The organism is Zobellella aerophila (assembly GCF_039539325.1).
Lineage (GTDB): Bacteria > Pseudomonadota > Gammaproteobacteria > Enterobacterales > Aeromonadaceae > Oceanimonas > Oceanimonas aerophila.
The window spans coordinates 404,558-429,053 of record NZ_BAABCX010000001.1 but is presented as its reverse complement, the minus strand read 5'-3'; the positions used below and the strand labels follow the sequence as shown (position 1 = coordinate 429,053).

20 protein-coding genes, 4 pseudogenes and 1 riboswitch are annotated in these 24,496 nt (G+C 55.6%); of the genes and pseudogenes, 9 read left to right on the top strand and 15 right to left on the bottom strand.

What is annotated here, in order from left to right:
* Positions 1-4: 4 nt before the first annotated feature.
* From ABD806_RS02035 to ABD806_RS02025, 3 genes and pseudogenes are all read left to right on the top strand, one after another.
* A complete protein-coding gene (locus ABD806_RS02035) occupies positions 5-574 on the top strand; it encodes a sigma-70 family RNA polymerase sigma factor (RefSeq protein ID WP_425583059.1) in 570 nt (189 codons plus the stop codon).
* Positions 567-1,295, top strand: a complete 729-nt coding sequence (locus tag ABD806_RS02030) for a DUF3379 family protein (protein ID WP_344954201.1) — start codon at positions 567-569, stop codon at positions 1,293-1,295. The genes ABD806_RS02035 and ABD806_RS02030 overlap by 8 nt, the downstream gene beginning before the upstream one ends.
* A gap of 119 nt (positions 1,296-1,414) precedes the next feature.
* Positions 1,415-2,034: pseudogene (locus ABD806_RS02025) on the top strand (transposase domain-containing protein).
* Between the two features lie 57 nt (positions 2,035-2,091).
* Here ABD806_RS02025 and ABD806_RS02020 read toward each other — a convergent pair.
* Positions 2,092-2,655 carry a porin family protein gene (locus ABD806_RS02020; RefSeq protein WP_344954199.1) on the bottom strand — a complete coding sequence of 188 codons (564 nt, stop codon included), beginning with the start codon at positions 2,653-2,655 and terminating at the stop codon, positions 2,092-2,094.
* A gap of 207 nt (positions 2,656-2,862) precedes the next feature.
* On the opposite strand from ABD806_RS02020, the gene putP reads away from it, so the two are divergent.
* Positions 2,863-4,326: a sodium/proline symporter PutP gene (gene putP / locus ABD806_RS02015; RefSeq protein WP_344954197.1), complete on the top strand. Its 1,464-nt coding sequence runs from the start codon at positions 2,863-2,865 to the stop codon at positions 4,324-4,326.
* Positions 4,327-4,496: 170 nt separating this feature from the next.
* Entirely contained in the window at positions 4,497-5,747 is a 1,251-nt protein-coding gene (locus tag ABD806_RS02010; protein ID WP_344954195.1) for an outer membrane protein transport protein, read from the top strand.
* Between the two features lie 49 nt (positions 5,748-5,796).
* Here the strand turns inward: ABD806_RS02010 and ABD806_RS02005 are convergent, their stop codons facing one another.
* The 3 genes from ABD806_RS02005 to ABD806_RS01995 all read right to left on the bottom strand — a co-directional run bounded on the left by ABD806_RS02005 (position 5,797) and on the right by ABD806_RS01995 (position 8,473).
* Positions 5,797-6,378, bottom strand: coding sequence for a thymidine kinase (locus ABD806_RS02005; protein ID WP_344954193.1), 582 nt, complete (start codon positions 6,376-6,378; stop codon positions 5,797-5,799).
* Complete coding sequence (locus ABD806_RS02000; protein WP_344954191.1) at positions 6,359-7,936, bottom strand: Na+/H+ antiporter NhaC family protein; 1,578 nt, start codon at positions 7,934-7,936, stop codon at positions 6,359-6,361. The genes ABD806_RS02005 and ABD806_RS02000 overlap by 20 nt, the downstream gene beginning before the upstream one ends.
* 70 nt (positions 7,937-8,006) lie before the next feature.
* Positions 8,007-8,183, bottom strand: a riboswitch (Lysine riboswitch).
* A gap of 8 nt (positions 8,184-8,191) precedes the next feature.
* Positions 8,192-8,473 carry a hypothetical protein gene (locus tag ABD806_RS01995; RefSeq protein ID WP_344954189.1) on the bottom strand — a complete coding sequence of 94 codons (282 nt, stop codon included), beginning with the start codon at positions 8,471-8,473 and terminating at the stop codon, positions 8,192-8,194.
* Between the two features lie 169 nt (positions 8,474-8,642).
* On the opposite strand from ABD806_RS01995, the gene ABD806_RS01990 reads away from it, so the two are divergent.
* Complete coding sequence (locus tag ABD806_RS01990; RefSeq protein WP_344954187.1) at positions 8,643-9,044, top strand: H-NS family histone-like protein; 402 nt, start codon at positions 8,643-8,645, stop codon at positions 9,042-9,044.
* A 705-nt stretch (positions 9,045-9,749) separates the two neighbouring features.
* The gene (locus ABD806_RS01985) at positions 9,750-10,829 is read left to right on the top strand and encodes a PLP-dependent cysteine synthase family protein (protein ID WP_344954186.1); all 1,080 of its coding nucleotides are present in this window, start codon (positions 9,750-9,752) and stop codon (positions 10,827-10,829) included.
* A 514-nt stretch (positions 10,830-11,343) separates the two neighbouring features.
* Here the strand turns inward: ABD806_RS01985 and pyrF are convergent.
* The 6 genes from pyrF to cmk all read right to left on the bottom strand — a co-directional run bounded on the left by pyrF (position 11,344) and on the right by cmk (position 16,476).
* Positions 11,344-12,054: an orotidine-5'-phosphate decarboxylase gene (gene pyrF / locus ABD806_RS01980; protein WP_344954185.1), complete on the bottom strand. Its 711-nt coding sequence runs from the start codon at positions 12,052-12,054 to the stop codon at positions 11,344-11,346.
* A 32-nt stretch (positions 12,055-12,086) separates the two neighbouring features.
* Entirely contained in the window at positions 12,087-13,256 is a 1,170-nt protein-coding gene (gene lapB, locus ABD806_RS01975; protein ID WP_344954183.1) for a lipopolysaccharide assembly protein LapB, read from the bottom strand.
* Positions 13,257-13,264: 8 nt separating this feature from the next.
* Positions 13,265-13,552, bottom strand: coding sequence for a LapA family protein (locus ABD806_RS01970; RefSeq protein WP_344954181.1), 288 nt, complete (start codon positions 13,550-13,552; stop codon positions 13,265-13,267).
* Between the two features lie 112 nt (positions 13,553-13,664).
* Entirely contained in the window at positions 13,665-14,003 is a 339-nt protein-coding gene (gene ihfB / locus ABD806_RS01965; RefSeq protein ID WP_344956408.1) for an integration host factor subunit beta, read from the bottom strand.
* Between the two features lie 10 nt (positions 14,004-14,013).
* On the bottom strand, positions 14,014-15,687 hold the full coding sequence (gene rpsA, locus ABD806_RS01960) for a 30S ribosomal protein S1 (RefSeq protein WP_344956406.1): 1,674 nt from the start codon (positions 15,685-15,687) through the stop codon (positions 14,014-14,016).
* A gap of 108 nt (positions 15,688-15,795) precedes the next feature.
* On the bottom strand, positions 15,796-16,476 hold the full coding sequence (cmk, locus tag ABD806_RS01955; protein WP_344954180.1) for a (d)CMP kinase: 681 nt from the start codon (positions 16,474-16,476) through the stop codon (positions 15,796-15,798).
* Positions 16,477-16,695: 219 nt separating this feature from the next.
* Between cmk and ribA the strand changes: the two genes are divergently transcribed.
* Positions 16,696-17,304 carry a GTP cyclohydrolase II gene (gene ribA / locus ABD806_RS01950; protein WP_344954179.1) on the top strand — a complete coding sequence of 203 codons (609 nt, stop codon included), beginning with the start codon at positions 16,696-16,698 and terminating at the stop codon, positions 17,302-17,304.
* Between the two features lie 103 nt (positions 17,305-17,407).
* Here the strand turns inward: ribA and ABD806_RS01945 are convergent, their stop codons facing one another.
* From ABD806_RS01945 to fruB, 5 genes and pseudogenes are all read right to left on the bottom strand, one after another.
* Positions 17,408-19,144, bottom strand: coding sequence for a PTS fructose-like transporter subunit IIB (locus ABD806_RS01945; protein WP_344954178.1), 1,737 nt, complete (start codon positions 19,142-19,144; stop codon positions 17,408-17,410).
* Positions 19,145-19,160: 16 nt separating this feature from the next.
* Positions 19,161-20,096 carry a 1-phosphofructokinase gene (gene pfkB, locus ABD806_RS01940; RefSeq protein WP_344954176.1) on the bottom strand — a complete coding sequence of 312 codons (936 nt, stop codon included), beginning with the start codon at positions 20,094-20,096 and terminating at the stop codon, positions 19,161-19,163.
* Positions 20,093-21,742: pseudogene (ptsP, locus tag ABD806_RS01935) on the bottom strand (phosphoenolpyruvate--protein phosphotransferase); the annotation flags it as partial. The pseudogene ptsP and the gene pfkB, both read right to left, overlap by 4 nt.
* A 117-nt stretch (positions 21,743-21,859) precedes the next feature.
* Positions 21,860-22,141 (bottom strand): annotated as a pseudogene (locus tag ABD806_RS01930) (HPr family phosphocarrier protein); the annotation flags it as partial.
* Between the two features lie 75 nt (positions 22,142-22,216).
* Positions 22,217-23,302: pseudogene (gene fruB, locus ABD806_RS01925) on the bottom strand (fused PTS fructose transporter subunit IIA/HPr protein); the annotation flags it as partial.
* A gap of 170 nt (positions 23,303-23,472) precedes the next feature.
* Between fruB and cra the strand changes: the two are divergent.
* Entirely contained in the window at positions 23,473-24,450 is a 978-nt protein-coding gene (gene cra / locus ABD806_RS01920) for a catabolite repressor/activator (RefSeq protein WP_344954174.1), read from the top strand.
* The last annotated feature ends 46 nt before the right edge of the window (positions 24,451-24,496 follow it).

Below are 24,496 nucleotides of genomic sequence, written 5' to 3'. Positions count from 1 at the left end.
ATCAATGATTTCCCTGTTTAAACGAAAGATACCCAAGCCTGATGCGGTCTCTAAAGGCATAAGGGTAAAACAAAAACGTTATGAGGCTTTGGTCTACGCCCTGCATGCGGACTTGTTTCGTTATGCGTTTTGGCTGTGTCACGACCGCCAGGTGGCAGAGGATCTGGTGCAGGAAACTTTTTTACGGGCCTGGAAGGCCCTCGACAGCCTCAAAGACGAAAAAGCGGCCAAGGCGTGGTTGATTACCATTTTAAGACGAGAAAATGCCCGCCGTTTCGAACGCAAACAGTTTGACCTGGTGGACTTGGATAACCAACAGGTCCCTGACAAGCACAGCCCTGGACCGGAGCAGGACATGGAAAGCGAGTTGCTCAGGCGTCATATCGGTGAGCTGGCCATCGAATACAGGGAGCCACTGCTGTTACAGGTGATCGGAGGATTCAGTGGCGAAGAGATAGCCGACATTTTGAATTTAAACAAAAATACGGTGATGACACGTCTATTCCGGGCCCGGAATCAGTTAAAAGAGGCACTGGATCATGACAAAACGATTAGAGGTCGGAACAATGGATGAGTTAGAGTTTCGCCGTCGGGTTTATACCGATCCCAACGATAAGCATCCGGATTTTCTATCTGCTTCCACCGATCATGCAGCAAACCGGCAGTTTCTAAACGAAATGAAAGACTTCAATCATAAGTTAGAACAGGCCATGAATGTGCCTGTGCCCAAGGGCTTCCCCGATACCCTGATGTTGAGGCACCTCCTGGGTGAACCAAAATACAGAGAAGGGCCAGGCTGGCGCTACTTGGCTATTGCCGCCTCGGTAGCCTTTGTCCTTGGCTTTGCTACCCGTTTTATCCACTTACCTGCCGAGGCCAGTCCCGGGCTACCTTCGATTGCTCAGGTGGCCCTGCAGCATGTACAGACGGAAATGCCCTTTACCCGTTATGTGGATGAGCAGGTCACGCTGATCGCTGCCAATGCCAAGTTGGCGCCCTATGGCGCCCGCTTGAGTGACATGAGCCGGGTAGGCAAGATTTACTATGCCAATCATTGCATGTTTCCCGGCGGCACGGTCGCACATCTGGTGATCGCGGGCGAGTATGAGCGTATCAATATCTTTTTGGTACCCATGGATCAACCGTTAAAGATGGAAAGCCAATTTGCCGGTCAGGGGCTGCAGGGTGAGGTGGTACCGATGCAAAATTACCGCCTGGTGATCGTTACCGATATGCAGGAAAACCTTAAACAGGTAACCGACACCGTCAAAACATCGCTGGAGCATATCATTTAACTGCTCACCGCTCGCCTATAAATAAGGGGTCGCTTGGCCTAATGCCGATCAGTTAAGGATCCATTGACCAAGCCTGCATAACTGACAAAATCCGATGCTCACTGGTCATCGGATTTTTTATGCAATTAAGTCAGGCGCTTGATGCCGTTCATCAGTTCACCCCTGAAGAGTTTGCCGGCTTGTCCGATCTGCTGTCGCCTGGACTCATCGAACAATGCCTAATCGATACCGGCGTTGCGTCCCTTCGCAAACAGCGCCTGGCAATGGAGGTGATGGTGTGGGCCGTGGTGGGCATCTCCCTGTATCACCACCTGTCCATGAGCCATGGTTGCCATTCCCTAACCTTGTTTGACCGCGGTTTTTATGCGTTGGGGTTACTCCATCGTTGGCAGTCCGCGGGGAGTGAACGTCATTGGTTGTTGCCCTTGCGTAAAGGCGCCCAGTACCAGCGGCTCAGGAAGCTTGTCCAGGTCAGGAGCCGGTTCCCCTGAGCGTCTCGCCCCAGGCCAGAAAGAAATGGCCGGATGCGCCAGCGGCCCTTTTTCTTATCGGTCAGCTGCAATTATTACCGGCGGTGGCAGCGGGTAATATTCCCAAGGTAATGCAAACCATACTGGATATGGCAGAGAGTTTTATCTTGCCGGCCAAACGCGAACGTAGTTACCCGAGGACGGTAAAGAAAAGGCCGGGGCGCTACGCGACCCGGCCTGCGAGGGATCAACGCTTGCCAGCGCCTTAACTGACAAGCATTAGGCCGCTTGGCCTCCATTTTATCACTATGGGCTATAGGGGGCGGTCAGAAATGCCAGGTCAGCCCCACGGTCAGCGCATCCATTTCAAAATCATCCTTGTCCAACAGGCGGGCATACTCGGCAAAGAAGCCGACTCCCCGTTGGTGACGCTTGCCTAAGAAACGCACCCCTACCCCATAACTGAGATCGCTTTCAGAATCGGATTCTTTCAGGCCAAATGCAGGGGCACTGGCCTCCGCTTCGGCTTCTGTCCAGCCCAATAGTCCATAGACCGACATAACGTCCTCGATCGGGAACTGAGGCAACAAATAAACGCCATAATAATGTTCAAGTTCGGTTTTCACCACTCCAGCCACAGTATCATCACCAAAGCCCTTCCCAAGGCGACCTTCAACAGCAAGATAGGGTGACGGCTGAAAACCCAGGTTCAGCCCGACAGAGTCCCAGTTAACGGATTCACTCAATGAGTCCGTGTCAAAATCAAGGTTGGCATAATTCAGCCCCACATAAAACTGATAGTCAGGGTTATGCCAGCTGGTATATACAGGGGATTGAGCATGAGCACTGGCCGCCACCAGGCATGAAGCCACTAAGATAGGTTTGATCATATCGACAATCCTTGTTTTTGGTTCTTATTGTGTTTGCGCATTTACCCGTAAAAGTAAAGCTAGACCTTCAGTCAAAGTTCCACAACAAAGAGCTGGGCAAATAAATTCCTGACTATGCTGTAAGTAAGCACCCTATCTGGTGTAGCATGCCGCCCCCTCGCTCACATGGAAGCGAAAACGCTGTTCGGAACAACAGGAATCTCCTCAATGAATATTGAATTCCCAATCTTGATTACCTTTGTCGGCTATCTCTTGCTCACTCTGCTGATTGGTTTGGTCGCCTATCGGGCAACCAGCTCGCTGAGCGATTATATCCTGGGTGGGCGCCGACTCGGGCCGGCGGTGGCCGCCTTGAGTGTCGGCGCATCCGATATGAGTGGTTGGCTGCTGCTGGGGCTGCCGGGTGCGGTTTATCTGTATGGTGTCAACCAGGCCTGGATCGGCATCGGCCTGGTGATCGGAGCCTGGCTGAACTGGTTGTTTGTAGCCAAGCGACTGCGTATCTATACCGAACAAGCCAATGACTCCCTTACCCTGCCCGATTTCCTGGAAAACAGGCTGGCCGACACCTCGGGTCTGCTGCGGGTGATCTCCGCCCTCACCATACTGGTATTTTTCGTATTCTACACCGCCTCGGGCATGGTCGGCGGCGCTATCCTGTTTGAAAAGGTTTTTGGCCTGCCTTACCTGAGCGCCTTGTTAATCGGCGGCAGCGTGATCGTGGCCTATACCTTTATGGGGGGCTTCCTGGCGGTGTCCTGGACCGACTTTTTTCAAGGCATCCTGATGCTGCTGGCACTGATCGTCATGCCCTGGGCGGTGATGAATGAACTGGGTGGGCTAGAGCAGACCTTGGACACCCTGGGTAAGATGGATGCCAACAAGCTTGATTTTCTTCATGATTTCTCATTGCTGAGCGGCCTGAGCTTGATGGCCTGGGGACTCGGATATTTTGGCCAGCCGCATATTCTGGCCCGTTTCATGGCCATAGACTCACCCCGCTCGGTACCCTTGTCACGCCGCATTGCCATGAGCTGGATGATACTGTCGTTGATTGGCGCCCTCGGCGTGGGCCTGGTCGGTGCCGTGTATTTTGCCGATGCGCCACTGATCAATGCAGAAACCGTGTTCCTGGCACTGGCCAATGCGGTATTTAACCCCTGGGTGGCAGGCTTTCTGATCGCTGCCATTATGTCGGCTATCATGAGCACCATCGACTCCCAATTACTGGTGTGCTCTTCCGCTCTGACCGAAGACTTTTACAAACGCTGGCTCAGGCCCCATGCCCATGACCAGGAGCTGGTGTGGATCGGCCGGATCGCCGTGCTGGTGGTAGCCATTTCTGCCATGTTGCTGGCCCTGGATCCACAAACCACCGTGCTTGGCCTGGTCAGTTATGCCTGGGCCGGTTTTGGCGCCGCCTTCGGCCCTGTCATCATTCTTTCGGTATATTGGCCTCGCCTGACCCGTAACGGTGCCCTGGCCGGTATCGTCCTGGGCGCTCTGACGGTGATCGGCTGGAAGCAACTCAACGGCGGCCTGTTCGATCTGTATGAAATCGTGCCCGGCTTCCTGCTCTGTGGCCTGACCTGTATCTTGGTCAGCAAGCTGGACAGGGAGCCGGAAAAGACCGTAGTGCTGGGGTTCAGGAGAATGGAGTCAGATCTCTAACCATTGATATCAATAACAAAAAGGGCCTTATCGGCCCTTTTTTGTAAACAAGTGTTTTACTTTTCCTTTACACTTATTTATCTTGTCATCTGGTAAGAGTTCATACCACTTACCGCCAACAATAAAATCCAAATGCACCTGCAGGATACGTTGAGTAAGGGAATCTACTTATGTGCCCAAAAAACTTGAAACTGTCTTTGCTCGCCGCTGCTGTTACAGTGGCAACCGGGCAAGCCCACTCCGCCGCCTTCCAGCTGGCCGAACAAAACACCACCGGTCTCGGCCGTGCCTATGCCGGAGAGGGAGCCATCGGCGACAACGCCTCTGTATTAGGTCGTAACCCGGCGGCCATGACCCTGTTTGACAGCGCGGCACTCTCTGCGGGTGCCATCTACGTTAACCCTGAGGTAGACGTAGAAGGTAAAGGGACAACGGCAGCAACGGGCCAAGGTTCCGGTTTACCCACCCAATCCGAAGATATCGCCGGCGATGCCCTGGTTCCCTTTTTCTATTACATCCAGCCCATCAACGACCAGTGGACAACGGGCTTCGGCGCCTTCACCAACTATGGCTTGTCCACTTCATATCAGGACAACCATTATGCGGGCACGGTCGCCGGCATGACCTCGCTTAAAACACTGAACCTGAATCCCAATATCGCCTTCAAGGCCAATAACCACCTCTCTCTGGGAGCCGGCGTCAATGCGGTATATGCCGATGCCGAGCTGGTGCGCCATCTAGGTATCGCCTCTGCGCTGATCCCAGGAACGGTACCGACAACAGAGGCCGCTCGCCTGGAGGGCGATGACTGGGGCTACGGCTGGAATATCGGCCTGCTGGTTGAGGCCGATGAGCACAACCGCTGGGGCCTGAGCTATCGGTCTGGGGTCGATATTAAGTTTAGTGGGGAGTTTACGGGACTTACTTCCGCACAGCAGAGGGTTCCCGCCAACCTGGATGTCACCTTGCCCGCCATGGCGGAGTTTTCCGGTTTCCATCGGCTCAATCCCGACTGGGCACTGCACTATGGTCTGCTGTGGACCGAATGGAGCAGCTTTAAGGAGCTGAAAGCCGTGGGCTCCACCGGCCAGGAACTATTCCAGAAAGACGAACAGTTTAAAAACAGCTGGCGGGTGAGTGCCGCCGCCACCCATCGGCTCGATGAGCGATGGACCTTGCGCGGCGGTGTTGCCTATGACAGATCCCCGGTACGGGAAGCATTCCGCTCCATCTCGATTCCCGACAGCAACCGTGTCTGGTACAGCCTGGGCTCTACTTACAGCTACAACCAGCAACTGAGCTTCGATGCCTCCTTTGCCTTCCTGAACGGTAAGAAGGTCGACGTCAAAGAAGATAACTTTGAATTTATCTCCGGCGGCGATGCCTACCTGTTTGGCCTTCAGATGAACTACCGATTCTGAGCAGGAAACAAACAACAAAAGGCGCCGTCAGGCGCCTTTTGTTTAACACTCAGGCCCGAGCCTTACCCTGGATATAATGCCGGCGACAGAGTGCCACATAGCGTTCATTGCCGCCGATTTCCACCTGCTCTCCTTCCCTGACCAGGCTCCCCTCGGCATCCAGTCTGGCATTCATATGGGCCTTGTTTCCACACCAGCAAATGGTTTTCAGCTCTTCCAGCTTGTCGGCCAAGCACAACAAATAGTAAGCGCCTTCGAACAGCTCACCACGAAAATCGCTTTTCAAACCGTAAGCCATCACCGGAACATTGAGCTCATCCACGATTTGCGCCAACTGGTACACCTGTGCCCGGGTCAGAAACTGCGCCTCATCCAAAATAAATACATCCAGCGATGCCAGCTCTGCCTTCACCTTGATCAACCTGAACAAGTTACAGCCTGTGCCGAAGGTATCCACCTCAAGCTGCAACCCAACCCGGGCCCGGATAATACCCATCCCCGCCCTGGTATCCATGCGAGGTGTCATGGCATAGGGTGTCAGGCCCCTCTCCTGGTAATTAAAGTGCGCCTGAATAAGCTGGGTCGACTTGCCCGAATTCATGGCGGCATATTTATAGTGCAGCGACGCCATGGGCCCTCCTCCCTTGCCATCGACGCCAGCCGAGGAGTATCAATGCAAAACACGACAGGGCAGCAATAAAGCCCGTGGCCAGGGAGCCGCTATACCCCAATACCAAATATCCAGCCACACTCACCAAAGCGATAGACAGCGCATAAGGCAGCTGAGTAATCACATGGTCGATATGATGGCAAGAAGCCCCGGTAGAAGACAATATGGTGGTATCTGATATGGGCGAGCAATGGTCCCCGAATACCGCTCCCGCCATGACGGCAGATAAACCCGGTAGCAATAGCTGAGCATCGATCGCCATCACCATATCCGCGGCAATAGGCAGCATAACGCCGAAGGTACCCCAGCTGGTGCCGGTAGCAAATGCCATTATCCCCGCCAACAAGAACAACAGGGCCGGCAGCAGATAGACCGGCAGGTTCTGCCGAATGAGGGATGCAAGATACTTCCCGGTTTCCAGCTCGGAAATCATACCGGCTATGGTCCAGGCAAACAGCAAAATATAGATGGCCGGTAGCATCCCCCTGATACCCGTCCACAACGCCTGCCCCCATTGTCCGACATCGGCTTTTTGGCGCAACATCGCCCAGCCACAAACGACTAACCCGGCCACACCCCCTAATACCAGGGCTCGCCCTACATTGGTATTTTCCAGGGCCGACAGCAAGCTAAAAGGCAAATCATTTGCCGCCAGACTCTGTGCGCCGCTAAATAACAGGCCGAATACCGTCACCAATGTCAGCACACCGATGGCTAATGCCAGATCACTGACCCGTCCATCGGGTCCGGCTATATCGGCTACGCCTGGTGGCGCACCTTTGTTACCGTCAAACAATTCTCCTTCCAGGGCCAGGGATTCATGACGCCCCATGGCCCCTAGATCCCAGTCTCCCTTAATGACCAGCACGACCATCAGCAGGGTAAAGATGGCATAAAAGTTCATGCTCCCCATCAACAAAAAAGCACCGAAAGCGCTGTGCCCGGTCATACTGTAGCTGGTCAGGATGCCGCCTACCAAGGCAATAATATAAGCTCCCCAAGAAGATACCGGCATTAACACACATACCGGAGCCGCCGTGGAATCAAGCAGGTAAGCAAGCTTAGTCCTGGATATGTTGAATCTATCGGTCACAGGGCGACATATGGCTCCCACCGATAGACTGTGAAAGTAATCGTCGATAAAAAAGACAAACACCAGTAAACCGGTCATGATCTTAGCCTGCCGGCGACTTTTAATACGCTCTTGCGCCCATTCGGCAAATGCCTGAGTAGCGCCTACCCGGCTGAGGATACTGATGATACAACCCAGCAATAACAGGAATAACAGTATGTTCATATTCCATTCATTCAGGCCTCCCTGCTGCCAAAACAGGGATAAAACCTTATTAAACAAATGGCTAATGGAATCAACAGGCTGAAACTCGTTAACCAGCAGCCCCCCCAGCACAATGCCCATTCCTAGCGACAACAGCACCCGACGGGTCATTATAGCCAGCAAAATGGCCAATAATGGTGGCAGTAAAGACCAATGTGTTTGAATAAAAAGATGGGAATCCATTACAGCACCTATGCTTGCTTGCTAAAAAACCCACCAGGAAAAGACAAGTCAGACAGAGCCCCTTAACATTCCCAGCAGTAGCGCATCATGGCATATGCATGACAGTATCCGGCCTGTTCGACCTGATCCCAACCACCTTGCCCGATCGGCAAAGGCGGCTTCGGCGCGGCTTCCTCTTAATCAGCATAAACAGTATCACCCTGAACTGATCGACTGAACTGATAAGACGCGCACCTCTACGCAAGTTAGAACAACTCATTGTACTAACTTAATCATTAAAATCAATATATTAATCCAAATAAATAAATCATTACAGGTCAATATATCAAAAGAGTCACCAATGAGTCCGATTTTAAACAAAAAGGTCTCTTTTGTATCTCTTGTACCTCTTTTTTCACACCAGGTTGTGAGTAACTGATTAATAAACAGCCCGAACAACTGATGTTTCTGTCCGATACCTTTACCTTTAGCTTTACCATAGACTAAATAAGGAAAAATTTTAGCCCAGGCAGTTGGTAGTACGTTTAACACTTTCATCACCATATGCTTTTTTGCAATATGCAATGCATTACAAAATATTGTTTTGAATTACCACTTCCTTCATTTTTAATTTGAGTTTGTATTAGTTAACCGCGTGATATAAAATAATTATGTTGACTTAAACCAGCTTAAATATCGAAGCAAATAACTTATATAGGTAATCGCGATGACTGAATTTCTAAAGACCCTGCTGAATATCCGCAGCCTGCGCGCCGCTGGCCGTGAACTCACCTTGGAGCAATTAGAAGAAGGCTTGGCAAAATTATCATCAGTGGTTGAAGAGCGTCGCGAAGCTGAAGCAGAAGAACGCGCCACCGCCGCCGAACGTGAGCGTAAACTGAAAGAATACATGAATATGCTGGCCGCCGACGGCATCGATATTAATGACCTGGTTGAACTGGCCGAACCGAGCAAAAAATCCGTCGGTCGTAGTAAGCGTCCTGCTAAATATGCCTATACCGACGAAAATGGCGAGCAGAAAACCTGGACTGGCCAAGGCCGCAAGCCTTCAGTTATCCAAACAGCACTGGACAACGGCGGCAGCCTGGATGATTTCTTAATCAAATAACACAATTTCAGGGCCCTCCGGCCCTGAAATTTATTTAGTCGTCTTAAGCCTCAGTTTAGCCTGCTGCCAGTTAGTCTCCTCTCCCCCCTCTGAAGTGCGGTATCCCAGGCCAATACAAACAACAGGTCACTTAGCCTGTCGGGGTACCTGGTACTTTCCGGATTAACCTTATTTCCAATGACACCAGCTGTCGCTTTGCCCGCCTGGCAATGGTGCGTGCCATATGAAATGCCGTGACCTGCTGACTCCATCCGGCAAGATCAACTGGCGTAATAGAAGCAAACGAGCAGACAACTCATCGATACAGACTTCCAGACAGTCAACCCTGTCAGATTTGGCTTACTACTAAAATGGCTTTTATAGGCAAAGGATAGTCACACCCAATATCAAACAACTCTTTCTGTATGTTATTCAACCGGCCTCGAGGCAACATTTTATCCGGGCCCGACAAGCCGCGGCACCAACAGATAAAGGACTTCAACTCATCCAGTGAGCATAGCAAACTACCCTGGAGTTATTCTTGTCCACCAGCTCCCCGCCGGCCAACCTCGCGCTCAAGCCGGTACAGGTATGCCATGGGCGGAGCGAGGTCGTATCCGATACTTATCACAAGGTATGGACACCCTGATCAAACGCGCAAACCCGACGATTACATATTTTCTCCTTTCCTATAGACTATAAAAATTTGCGGCAACAGGAGCCAACATGGGTCGTTTATGGGTCAACGAGGCCATCAACAAGATAGAAGCCGACTTCCAGCGCAGCGCCGATACCCATCTGTTCAAGGTGACACCACCGTCCTGGCCAGATCGTCATATTTACCTGAAAGACGAATCCAGCCATCCCACCGGCAGCCTGAAACACCGGCTGGCCCGCTCCTTATTCCTTTATGGCCTCTGCAATGGCTGGATCGATGAAGGCAGGACCATCATAGAGGCCTCCAGCGGCAGTACCGCGGTGTCCGAAGCCTACTTTTCCAAGTTGCTGGGTTTACCCTTTATCGCCGTGATCCCCAGGCACACCTCCGCTGAAAAAATTGCCAAGATCAACTTTTATGGCGGCCGATGTCACCTGGTAGATGATGCCAGCCTGATTTATCCCGAATCATATCGCCTGGCAAAAGAAACCGGCGGTCATTTCGTCGACCAATTTACCTTTGCCGAGCGTGCAACCGACTGGCGCGGCAATAACAATATTGCCGAAAGCATGTTCGAACAGATGGCCAAGGAGCCTTTTCCAGAACCGGAATGGGTGGTGATGAGCGCGGGCACCGGCGGTACCTCGGCGACCATAGGGCGCCATATCCGCTACTCCAAGATGCGTACCCGGCTGTGCGTGGTGGATCCGGAGCATTCGGTGTTTTATGACTATTACCGGCAACGGGATCCCGGGCTGACTTCCGCCAACGGCTCGCGTATAGAAGGCATAGGCCGCCCCCGGGTAGAGCCCAGTTTCATGCCCGATATCATCGATGACATGCATCAGATCCCCGATGTGGCAAGCCTGGCGGCCATGCTGTTGCTAGAAGAGATATTGGGCCGTAAGTGCGGCGGCAGTACCGGTACCAACTTTATGGGCATCCTACTTAAATTAAAGACCATGGCGGAACAAGAACGGTCGGGATCCCTGATCACCCTGATCTGTGATCAGGGTGATCGTTATCTAAATACCTATTATGATGCCCACTGGCGCCGGGGCCAGGGGCTGGATGTCGCCCCCTGGCTGGACAGGCTAAGGGCCTTCTGGTATCGGGGTGAATTTGAGGCGCTAAATAACTGTTCCTAATACTGCTACATCGACCGGGTAACGCACGCCGACACATCATGAGCTAAGGCCATCTTCGCTTGGTAACGGCTGCGAATATTCACTGGATATTCAGTCCGCTACCAAGCTCGATGCAGGCAGCAAGCTGCCCCCCCTGAGGGCTCCGCTGCGCCATACCTGGCGCAGAGGCTCTGCTTAGCGATACCCGGTCGCTGTCACCTACTATTCGGAACAGCTATTTAGACGTAAGAAGTAAGAAGTAAGAAGTAAGAAGTAAGAAGTAAGAAGTAAGAAGTAAGAAGTAAGAAGTAAGTCTAATGCAGCTCAGTTAATCAGCAAAGGGAGCCCTCCTCCACCACGCAGATCCGCCGGCATCCCGTCCCTGGGGCTCGACGACGCCATCTGACCGTCATGGATGGCGGAAATTCAAGGAACATATTTCGGCCATGATGCCAATGGCCGGCCCAGTGGGTGACGACCCCCTTAACTGAACAGCATTGAGAAATAGGCCCGTTTCTCTGCCAACTTCCCGTGTTTATTCCATGCTGCGATTAATTTCATCCAATACCGCCGCCGGATCATCCGCCTGGGTGATGGGGCGTCCTACCACCAGGTAGTCGCTGCCGGCGGCAATGGCCTGCTCTGGCGTCATAATACGCCGTTGATCGCCGGCCTCGCTGCCGGCCGGGCGAATTCCCGGGGTCACCAGCTTGAAGTCCGGCCCTAGTTCGGCCTTTAGCAGACTGGCTTCCTGGGCGGAACAGACCACCCCATCCAGTCCCGCCTGCCGAGCCTGACGGGCCAGCGACAGCACTTGCTCCGCCGGTGAACGTAACACGCCGGTCTGATGCAGTTCCTCACCTGTCATACTGGTAAGCACTGTCACCCCGATCAGCAGTGGCGCCTTATCACCATAAGGCACCAGGGCCGCTCGCGCCGCCTCCATCATTCGTACACCGCCGCTAGCATGTACGTTAACCATCCAGACCCCCAGTTCGGCAGACGCAGCTACGGCCTTGGCCACCGTGTTGGGAATATCGTGAAACTTGAGATCCAGGAATACATCGAAGCCGGCGTCCACCAGATAACGCACAAACCTGGGCCCGAACAGGGTAAACATTTCCTTCCCCACCTTCAGCCGGCATGCCTCGGGAGTCAGCCTGGCAACCAGGGTCTTGGCATCCTGCTCATCGGCAAAGTCGAGGGCGACGATGATCTTTGGATCTTGAGTCTTGGAGTCTTGCATCTGCTACCTTTTTATTTGTCTGTCTGGCGTGATTATTCACCGTCGAGGCCACGCACAGGTTTAATACTCCCCCACTGCTTGCAGGAGGGGCATTGCCAAAATAGGGTATTACTGGAAAAACCACACTGACCGCAACGGTGGCTCGGTTTAGCGTGGATTTGTGTGTCTACCAGATCCTTGAGCATTTCAAGGCTTTCTCGGGCTCGTCCTGCTTCCGCATTGGCCGCATGGTAAGACATCAGGCGATAAAAACCTTTCATGGTCGGGTGACGCTTTAATTGTCCCAGAACCAGCTGCTCTGCATTCAGCTGGCCCTGATTTTGCTGTAGCCAGTCAGCCAGCATCAGCACAGCGCTGGCGCCCGCCCCCTTGGCTACCAGCTGTTCCAACAAGGACGCCCACTCGGCGGGCTGATCGAGTGCCTGATAACAATCTTTTAGCTTGGGCAGGGCTTCGCTGACAAAATCCATATCCTGCTCGCTCACCTTGCTCAAATGGTTGATGGCAAGGGACCATTGCGCCTGCTCCATATAGAGGCTGGCCAGCCTGATACTGGCCCGCACACAACCCGGATCGGCCTGCAGCGCTTTTTTAAGACTGGCGATGGCAGGCTTAAGCTGGTCCTGGCGCAATTTATGCTCTGCCAGCTCGCAATAGAAATGACTCATGGGCACAGACACCTTGAGTCCTTGCAATTTTTTCAGCCGAGCCGCCACTTCAATGGCTTTATCCCATTCCTGCAGCTGTTGGTTGATGATCATCAGTTGGCTGAGCGCTTCCTGCTCATAGTCGGGATCATCCCTTAACTCCACCAGGATTTGCTCGGCCCGGTCCAGCAGACCTGCCGCCAGAAAGTCTCGGGCAAGCTCCAGCATAGCCAGGTGGCGCTGTTCCAGCGTCAAATTAGGGCGGGCAATCAGGTTTTGATGAATGCGGATGGCACGATCCACCTCGCCACGGGAGCGGAATAAATTGCCCAATGCCAGGTGGGTATCTATGGTCTCGCTGTCGACCTGCAGCAACTGGATAAAGAGATCGACCGCTTTATCCGGTTCATCGGAAAGTAAAAAATTTAGCCCGGCAACATACTGCCGGGAGAAGGTATTTGACTGTTTCTGGGCATCCTGGCGAACACCCCGTCGTCCCATGTACCAGCCATAAGCCGCGGCTACCGGAAGTAGCAGAAACAGCAATTCCAGCATGGGGCTCGTCAATCCTTAGCAGGCAAGGCCCTGAGTTCTTCCAGCTCTTTATGTTGGCGATCGACCTTCTTGCGTAGCCCTGAATTATTCATCTTAAGGCGCAACATCACCAGACCCAGTATCAGCCAGCCCAACACAAAACCCGCGACAAACACTACCGCCAGCAAGCTGGAGAGGCGGAATTCACCTTGGGCGATGAGATAGTTCACCTGCACCAATTGATCGTTTTGTGTTCCCAAGGTTAACCCAAGTCCAAACAGAATTGCCAGGATAACCAAGACCAGAATAATTTTCACCTTACCCCCTCAACATCCTAATTTTGAGTACGCCGATTATCCCGGAAAATAGCCTGAGCTACCAGTCGTCATGCCATGAAATATGAGATCAAACGAAGAATGCCATGGATTGTCAGGCGGGGTTGACGCGCTCTCGTAACTCTTTGCCAGGCTTAAAGTGAGGAACATATTTACCCGTCAGCTCGACCTTCTCCCCGGTTTTGGGGTTACGGCCCTGGCGGGGTGCACGATAGTGCAGGGAAAAGCTGCCGAAACCGCGTATTTCTATGCGGTCACCGGTTTGCAGTGTGGATGCCATCTGCTCAAGGATTTCTTTAATGGCATTTTCCACTTCCTTGGCAGATAAATGATTGTAGTGGGTGGCCAATCGCTCAATTAAATCAGATTTGGTCATGGTTACTTGCTCCTTCTGCACCAAATAAAAAGGGGGCGCGAACGCCCCCTTTTGAATTCGGACAGGCTTATTCGCCTTTTGCAGCCTTGAAAGCTTCGGCCATGGCACTCAAACCAACTTCTTCTTGCTGTTGTTGGTTCAGGTTATCCATAACAGCTTTCTCTTCAGCTTCGTCTTTCGCACGGATAGACAGGCTGAGGGTGCGGTTTTTGCGGTCTACGCCAACGTAACGGGCTTCAACTTCTTCGCCTACGCTCAGAACGGTGGAAGCGTCTTCGATACGGTCACGAGAGATGTCGGCAACGCGGATGTAACCTTCCACGCCTTCTTCCAGCTCAACGACGGCACCCTTGGCATCGACGGCAGTGATTTTACCCTTAACGATAGCACCTTTCTTGTTATCTGACAGGTACTTATTGAAAGGATCTTCGTCGATTTGCTTCACGCCCAGGCTGATGCGCTCGCGCTCAGGATCGACCTGCAGTACGACTGCGTCGATTTCATCGCCTTTCTTGAATTCGCGAACGGCTTCTTCGCCATTGGCGTTCCAAGAAATGTCGGACAGGTGAACCAGACCGTCGATACCGCCGTCCAGACCGATGAAGATACCGAAGTCAGTGATAGACTTGATCTTACCGGAAACACGGTCGCCCTTGTTGTGGGTTTCTGCAAACAGCTGCCAAGGGTTGGACTTGCACTGTTTCAGACCCAGGGAGATACGACGACGCTCTTCGTCGATATCCAGTACCATCACGTCTACGCTGTCACCAACGGAAACCACTTTGGACGGGTGGATGTTCTTGTTGGTCCAGTCCATTTCGGACACGTGAACCAGGCCTTCAACGCCTTCTTCGATCTCAACGAAGCAGCCGTAGTCGGTCAGGTTGGTCACACGGCCAGACAGACGAGTGCCTTCCGGATAACGGTTGGCGATATCGACCCAAGGATCTTCGCCCAGTTGCTTCAGGCCCAGAGATACACGAGTACGCTCACGGTCGAACTTCAGGACCTTGACGTTGATTTCGTCGCCCACGTTCACGATCTCGGAAGGATGCTTAACGCGCTTCCAAGCCATGTCGGTGATGTGCAGCAGGCCGTCTACGCCGCCCAGGTCTACGAAAGCACCGTAGTCGGTCAGGTTCTTGACGATACCCTTGACTTCCTGGCCTTCCTGCAGGTTTTCCAGCAGCTGCTCACGCTCAACGCTGTTTTCGGTTTCGATCACGGCACGGCGAGAAACCACGACGTTGTTGCGCTTTTGATCCAGCTTGATTACTTTGAACTCAAGCTCTTTGCCTTCCAGGTGCAGGGTGTCGCGTACCGGACGCACGTCAACCAGAGAACCGGGCAGGAAGGCACGGATGCTGTTCACTTCTACAGTGAAACCACCTTTAACCTTACCGTTGATAACGCCGATAACAGTTTCTTGATCTTCGTAGGCTTTTTCCAGCTGCAGCCAGGCTTCGTGGCGCTTGGCTTTTTCACGGGAAAGCAGAGTCTCACCGAAACCGTCTTCAACCGCATCCAGCGCTACGTCAACGCTGTCGCCAACGCTGATTTCCAGCTCGCCCTGAGCGTTTTTGAACTGCTCGGCAGGGATGGCAGACTCAGACTTCAGACCCGCGTCAACCAGAACGATACCGTTCTCGATGGCAACGACGACGCCTTTTACGATGGAACCCGGACGGGTTTCCAGTTCTTTCAGAGACTCTTCAAAGAGTTGAGCAAAAGATTCAGTCATGTTTAATGGATACACTTTAAAGTTGAACATCCACAGGGCAATCCAGCACCGGTGGGGGTGATTAACATTGGCCGCCTCGTCCTTAAGGCCGGCAAAGCCAAAATCGCTTCAGCGACCAAGAATAACCTTAGTATGACTCAACACCTTGTCCAGCACCTCGGCAATGGACAAATCGGTTGAATCAATGACCAGCGCATCCTCGGCCGCTTTAAGGGGCGCCACGGCCCGGTTTCTGTCCCGGTCATCACGCGCCTGAATTTCGCTTAAAAGGCGGTCAAAACTAACATCAAAGCCCTTGTCTTGCAACTGTTTAAGCCGCCGCAGGGCCCTTTCCTCGGCACTGGCATCGAGGAAGATTTTGACCTCGGCATCGGGGAACACCACGGTGCCCATATCCCGGCCATCGGCGATCAGCCCGGGGCCTGCCCGAAATGCGCGCTGGCGCCGCAACAGGGCCTCCCGTACCCGGGGGAAAGCTGCAACCTGGCTGGCCGCTTCGCCCATTTTCTCGGTTCGGATCGGACGAGACACATCCTCGCCTTCCAGTATGGTTTTCACCTGCCCGTTCACCACCGGAAACTGCACATCAAGATGTGCCGCCAGCGGCATCAGCCCACTTTCATCATTCAGAGCCACATCATGATGCAGTGCCGCCAGCGCCAGCACGCGATATATCGCGCCAGAATCCAGCAGATGCCAGTCCATTTTTTCGGCCAGCAGTTGACACAGGGTTCCCTTGCCGGCACCGCCCGGGCCATCGACTGTGATGACGGGAGCTAGTTCAGACATTGCATCCTCCAGAAAATTGATTGATTGGGCACCCATGGGTGCCGCACCGGCCCATTATATCGAAATTGGCCGGCAAAGGCATGAGATACAATTAATTAACATAAGATTTTGGGGAAAATGAGTGGGAAATGAAGGGAATGCTATTGTGCCTATACCTTGGCGCCCATCCGCTTTACAATAACGCCATTTTATAACTCGCCGTAATTTATGAGGAAGGCCATGAGCAGTGTTACCCGGATGGCAAACTCGAAACTGCCGACTCCTTGGGGCACTTTTACCCTGGTAGGTTTTGAAGAAAAAGGAACAGGTAAGGACCATGCCGCCTTGGTGATGGGCGATATAACCGATGGTGAGCCGGTGCTGGGCCGTATTCATTCCGAGTGTCTGACCGGCGATGCCCTGTTCAGCCTGCGCTGTGACTGTGGTTTTCAATTGCAGGCGGCGCTGGAAAACATCGCCAAAACCGGCCGCGGCGTGCTCTTGTATGTCCGCCAGGAAGGCAGAGGCATTGGCTTGTTGAACAAAATCCATGCCTACCATCTGCAGGATCAGGGAAAAGACACCGTTGAGGCCAACGTCGCCCTGGGGTTCGCCGCCGATATGCGCGACTACACCATCTGTGCCGATATGCTGCACAGCCTGGGCGTAACCCAGCTGCGTCTGATGACCAATAATCCGCGCAAAGTGAAGGCGATGGAAAATTTCGGTATCAAGATAGTGGAGCGGGTAGCGCTACAGGAAGGGCGCAACCCCTTCAACGAGCATTATCTGAATACCAAGGCCGGCAAGCTGGGCCATATGCTCAAGGATAAAGAGCAGGAAAGCTGAAAGCCGCTATGAAATGCAAGAAGGGCCGTGGAGCAATCCACGGCCCTTCTTGATTAGGCCCTGTCTGTTATCAGCCGGAGCCTTGTTCACCATGACGGCCGACTCAGGCCTTGGCCGCCACCTGCGCGGTGCCGAGCAGCTCCGCATCACTGCGCTTGAGCACCGAATAGAGCACGCCTGTCAGCAAGGCACCGGCGGCGATGGCGATGACGTACCACAACAGGGCGGTCACCGCATTGGGAATAAAGAACACGAATATACCGCCGTGGGGCGCCAGCAACTTGGCACCAAACAGCATCGACAGGGCGCCAGCCAGGCTCCCCCCCAGCATACAGCTTGGGATCACCCGCAGCGGATCCCGGGCGGCAAAGGGAATGGCGCCTTCGGAGATAAAACATAACCCCAGCACAAAGGAGGCCTTGCCCGCTTCCCGCTCGCTGTCGTTAAACTTGCGCCGGGCCAGGAAGGTGGCAATGCCCATGCCCAATGCCGGCACCATACCGGCCGCCATCACCGCCGCCATGGGCGCATAGGTTTCCGATGCCAGCAGCCCCACGCCAAAGGCATAAGCTGCCTTGTTGACCGGCCCGCCCATGTCGAAACACATCATGGCCCCGAGCAGTATGCCCAGCAACACCGCATTGGCCGAGCCCATGTTGTTGAGGAAGGCGGTCATCGCATTCATGATGCCGGACACCGGACCACCCACCACATAGATCATCACCAGACCAGTGAACAGGCTGGCGAACAGCGGGATCACCAGGATCGGCTTGAGGGCCTCTAAGGCTTTAGGCATGGGCACCTTGATCGCCAGCCAGCGGGCACTGTAACCAGCCAGGAAACCGGCGGCGATACCACCGAGGAAACCGGCACCCAGGGAGCTGGCCAGCATGCCGCCGATCATGCCGGGAGCAATACCCGGGCGATCGGCGATGGAATAGGCGATATAACCGGCCAACACCGGGATCATCAGGGCGAATGCCGAAGCCCCCCCGATCTGCATCAACGCCGCCGCCAGGGTACCTTCCTGTTTAAAGGCCTCGATCCCAAACACGAAGGACAGGGCGATGATCAGGCCACCGGCCACCACCATCGGCAGCATAAAGGACACCCCGGTCAGCAGATGCTGATAAGGACCGGCTTTTTTCTTATCATCCGACTTGTCTGCTCCACCTTGGGGCTGCCCCTGATGCTGGTATACCCTGGCCTCATCCAGCGCGGTTGTGATGGTCGGTTTGGGCTTTTTCAACGCCTGGCCGGTACTGGTGCGATACAGACGCTTGCCGTTGAAGCGCGACAGATCCACTTCGATATCGGCGGCGACAATCACACAATCGGCGGCGGCGATATCCTCGGCGGTCAATGCATTCTGGGCACCGACCGATCCTTGTGTTTCTACCTTGATCTCAAAGCCCATGGCCTTGGCGGTTTCATTCAGTGCCTCGGCGGACATAAAGGTATGAGCGACCCCGGTTGGACAGGCGGTGACCGCCACCAGCCGGGTCTTGCCGGCAGAGGCTGGTCCCGCTTGCCACACTTCGGCCCTTGCTGCGGCCTGCTGCAGGTAGTCCTTGGGCGCGTTCAAGGCGTCCTGGATGCCGGTCTGATAGAGCCGTTTGCCACTGAAGCGGGCCAGTTCCAGCTCGGTCGCGGCGGCCACCACCACCAGCTCGGCCTGGGCTAGCTGATGCTCGGTAAAAGGGGTAAGAAGCTCCAGCTGGCTATGGCATTCAACCGCGATATCCCAGCCCAGCTCCTCGCCGGCCTGGCGTAGCACCCGCGCCGCCATATAACTGCTGGCCATGCCGGTCGGGCAGGCGGTAATAATAAGCGCTTTCATCTATCTATATTCTCCTTTATGCCGCTACCCGCTCGACCATGATGGCCCGCTGGTAGTCGTGCAGTTCCTTCTGATTGCGGATCCCCACCCCGACCTGGGTCACGGCCATTACCGACAGGGCACAGGCCAGGCGCAGCGTGTCTTCTTCCGACAAGCCCTCGACAAAACCGGCGCAGAAGCCGGCCACCAGTGAATCACCGGCTCCGACGGTACTGACCACCTTGACGGTAGGCACCCGGGCACGCCAGTAACCGGTGGGGCTGAACCAGTGCACACCGTCCTCCCCGGCCGAGACCACCACATGAGCTATGCCTTGGGCCTGTATCTCCCGGGCGCAGGCGACCAGATCCATGCCCTCGCTGACCGGGCGGCCCACCAGGCCCGCCAGCTCGTCGATGTTTGGCTTGATCAATGAAGGCAGCCCCTTGATGCCCGCCTTGAGGGCACCGCCGCTGGCGTCCAGCAATACCTGCTTGCCCCGCTCACGCCACATTTCAATCATGCCCTCCAGTTGCTGGGGACGTACCCCGGGCGGCAGGCTGCCCGCCACCACCAGGGTGTCGAAACCGCTGGCCAGGGATTCCAGCCGGGCCAGCAAACGATTCCACTCGGTATCGGACACCTGTAGCCCTGGCAGGTTGATGTCGGTCACCCGACCGCTTGCTTCGCTGACCTTGACGTTGACCCGGGTATTGCCGGCCAGGCGAACGAAGGCATCGTCTATACCGTGCTGGTTGAACAGCGCCCGAAACGCAGCATCGTTGTCCAGGCCGAGAAAACCGCTGACCTTGGGAGCATGACCCAGGTCACTCAGCACCCGGGCGACATTAATCCCCTTGCCTGCCGCCCCCAGGTGTCCTTCCCTGGCCAGGTTCACGCTGCCCGCGGTCAGTTGATCCAATGAAACCGTCAAATCCAGCGCCGGATTCAAGGTCAGTGTCAGAATACTCATCTTGCTTCTCCTACCAGGCCACGCACGCTTTCGGCATCTTGTGCCACCAGGGCCTGCTCGGCCAGTTCGCGACAGCGGGACAGGCTCCATTCCCGTACCTGGGCCTTGACCAGAGGGACCCGTTTCAGGCTGACCGACAGCTCGTCCACCCCCAGACCCAGCAACACAGGCAAGGCTTTGGGATCCGAGCCCAGCTCACCGCAGACACCCACCCATTTGCCCTTGGCGTGGGCGGCATCCACCGTCATCTTGATCAACCGCAACACCGCAGGATTCAGGCCGTCGGACAAGGAGGCCAGCTCGCCATTACCCCGATCCACCGCCAGTGTGTACTGGGTCAGATCGTTGGTGCCTATGCTGAAGAAATCGGCCTCTTCGGCAAACACATGAGCATTGAGGGCGGCGGAAGGCACTTCAATCATGATGCCCAGTTGCACATCCTTGGCCTGTACCTCGGCCTGCACCCGATCGAACATTTGCTTAGCCCAGCGCCACTCGGACCAATCGGCGACCATGGGGAACATGATGCGGATCGGCTGGTTACCGGCGGCGGTCAGCAGGGCTCGCAACTGGGTTTCGAGCAGTTCCGGTTTCTTCATGCACAAACGGATCCCGCGTACCCCGAGGAAGGGGTTTTCCTCTTTCGGCACCGGCCAGTAAGGCAGCGGCTTATCGCCACCCACATCCAGGGTCCGGGCCACCAGGGGACGGCCGTCCAGGGCGTCGATGGCTTTCTTGTATTCGGTAATCTGGCTGGCCAGATCCGGGGCGCTGCTCTGGGCCATGAACACAAACTCGGTACGCAGCAGCCCGACGCCTTCGGCACCGGCGTCCACCGCCTCCACCGCTTTGGCGGTGTCACCCAGGTTGGCACAGACTTCGACCCTGTGCTGATCACGGGTGGTCGCATGCTGATCGCGGCTGGCCCAGGCTTTTTCCGCCAATTCACGCTCCTGTTGCTGGCGGGCCCTGGCCTGCTCCAAGGCCGTCTGCTCGGGGGCGACCCACAGGGTGCCGGCTTCGCCATCGAGGATAACCTGGGTATCCTGTGCCAGGGTCATCACGCCACCGCCCATGCCGACCAGGGCCGGAATGCCCAGGGAGCGGGCTAGGATGGCGCTGTGGGAAGAGGCTCCGCCACCGGCGGTAACCATGCCCAGCACCTTGTCCGGGTCCATGTTCACCACATCGGAGGGGCCTATGTCCTCCGCCACCCAAATATAGGGCTTGGCCGGTTTTTCCAGCAAGGGCGTGTTGCACAGGATCGCCATCACCCGGCGACCGATATCCCGGATATCGGCGGCCCGTTCGGCCAGCAGGGTATCGGGATTGGCAGCCTGCAGGGTGGCGGCAGAGTCGATTTCTGACCACCAGGCGGCCGGGGCGGACTGACCTTGCCTGATACGTTCAACCGCCCCTTCGGCCAGGGACGGATCGTCCAGCAACTCCCGGTGCATGGCCATGATTTCTTTCGCCTGGGTCTGCGTCGCCTCGGCTACACTGGCGGCCAGGCTCTCATCCGCCTGCCTGATGGCGGCGTTCAGTTTCTCTTGCTCGGCGGCGGCGTCATCGGCATGTTGAAGATAGTCGAACACCATGGCCGCTTCGACAAACACCGGACCTATGGCGGTGCCTGGTGAGGCGGCCACCCCCTGTAATTCGGTATTGGCGGCGATGTCGTGTACCTGATGCATCTCGGGCTGGCTACCCGTCTCCACTGCCACCTGCTCCTGTGCGGCAGGCGCTGCCAGGGTGCTTATCTCTTCGCCCAGGCCGGACTCCACCGCCTCGACCAGGCCCGCCAGGGCCTGCTCCGCATCGACGCCCTCAGCCTTGAATACCAGCTGATGGCCGGCCTTGACGCCCAGGCTGATCACCTTCATCAGGCTCTTGGCCGATACGCTGTGACCGTCGCCGTCCAGGTTGCGCAGCTGAATGTCGGCCTCATATATCTTGGCGGTCTGCACCAGCATGGCGCCGGGACGGGCGTGCAGGCCATGGGCATTGCGCACCGTCACCAGCCGTTCATTGGCGGCCAGCGCCGGGGTTACAGACTGGGGATCGGATTGCGCTGCGGACTGAACCGGCTCGGCCGCCGGTGCCACCGTGTCTTCACCCAGGCCGGACTCCACTGCCGCCACCATGCCTTTTATCGCCGCGTCGGCGTCCTCGCCCGAAGCGCTGAAGGCCAGGGTATGGCCCAGCTTTACCCCCAGGGTCATGATTTTCATCAGGCTTTTGGCCGATACCGGCTTGCCTGATCCGTCCAGGTTACGCACCTGGATATCGGCCTTGAATTGCTTTGCCGCCTTCACCAGCATGGCTCCGGGACGGGCATGCAGGCCATGGGGGTTGCGCACCTGTACCCGCTGCTCACCACCAATGGCCTCGCCCGGGCCGGTATTAAGGGCCACCCGCAAAGCCTCGGCCGATGAGTGATCAGCAAGCTCCGTGCCCTGCCCGGCCACCAGCCAGTCGGCCAGCTGGTTCAGGATGTTTTTGTGGCTACTGCCACTGGAGGCCAGGGCCAGCAAGCCGTGCACCGGTTGCTGTTGATGCTCAAACACGGCGAGCGGGGTCACCAGTGCCGCCTTAGCCTCTTTACTGGCCGCGACCTGGCTCAACCACCAGCCCTGCCCCAGATGACTCGCATTTCCTAACGCCTGTTGCTCTGCCGCATCCGCGCCCATCAGTTCACAGGCCTGTTCGGCCAGCTGCGACAGGGAGCTGGCCGCCACCCGAACACCCAGTTGCCGGGCACTCAGCGCCAGTTGCGCTTCCTCACATTGCAGCAGTTGCAGGATATCCTGTGGCTTACGGGCGGTACGGACCTGCTCGGCCAAGTCATCCTGTGACAGGGCACGTGCCAGCTGTTTTAACAGGCCCAGGTGCTCGTCGGAGCCGGCGGCGATACCCAGCACCAGGTAGGCTTTTTCACCGTCGCCCCATTCCACGCCTTCGGGCAGATGGAGCGCCTTGATACCGGTTTTCAGTACCAGATGCCGCGTATCCAGGGTACCATGGGGTATGGCTATCCCCTGTCCCAGATAGGTAGCAGTTTGAGCTTCCCGGGCCTGCATACCGGCACCGTAGCCGGAAGCCACCAGGCCATCCCGCTCCAGCCAGTTTGCCAGTTCGGCAATGACCGCTTGTTTATCGGCCAGCCGGATACCTATTTGTACGTCTTGTATGGACAGTGAAAGCATGACATCACCCGCTAATTTACAAGGATCACTACATCCTGGATCAAGATTGAAATAATGTTTGTTATTTTATAACTGAACCCATACTGAATCGTTTCAGCAGATCGCGCAAGCTATCCGCCTTGGCAGATCACGATGATATGATCCAGTGCACATTTTTACGGATTTTTAACATGAAACTGGATGAAGTTGCCCGCCTGGCCGGCGTATCCCGCACTACCGCCAGCTACGTGATCAACGGTAAAGCCGAACAACACAGGATCAGTCAGGTCACCCAGGACAAGGTGATGGCGGTGGTCAAGGCCCATAACTACCAGCCGGACAGGCAGGCCGCCGCCTTGCGTGGCGCCCTTTCCCATACCTTTGGCCTGATCGTACCCGACCTGGACAACCCCAGCTATGCCCGCCTGGCCAAGCTGCTGGAATCGCAGGCCCGCCAGGCCGGTTTTCAAGTGCTGATAACCTGCTCCGACGATGACGCAGACACAGAGCGGGAACTGGCAATAATGCTCAAGGGACGCCGGGTCGATGCCCTGATCGTGGCATCCAGCCTGCCACCGGAAGACGATTTTTACCTGCGGCTTCATCAGGACCTGCCGGTGATCGGCGTCGACCGCTCCCTGCCCTCGCCGCTTATCTCCGTCAGCAGCGAAAACCGGGCATCCTCATTCCGCCTGGCCCAGACCCTGGCTACCCCGGATTTGGAGCAGATCTGGCTGGTATCGGCCGCGCCTGGCCTGGGAGTCAGCCTGGAACGTGAGCAGGGTTTTATCAGGGCGTTAGAGTCCTCGGGGGTCCCTTATCAGGTGCTGTATGGCGATCGCTTCGATCGGCAAACCGCTTTTCGCCTGCTCAATGAGCTGGAGGACGTGAACTGGCAACGTCCCCAGGCCATCGTCACCACGGCGTTTGTCCTGCTGGAAGGGGTGCTGGATTATTTTTACCAGTATGAAGCCCGGCTCCCATCCGGGCTCAAGCTGGGTACCTTCGGCGATCACCGGCTGCTGGACTTTCTGTCCACGCCGATCAGCACCATAGCCCAGGATCACCACATGGTGGCGCAACAGGTGCTGACCCTGACCCTGGATGCCATACGCGGCAACTATCGCAGTGGCCACTATCCCATACCCCGCATCCTGCACCGCCGTTAATCTTCCCTGCCGGTTTACATGGAAAGAGCCAATGGCTGGGGCAATA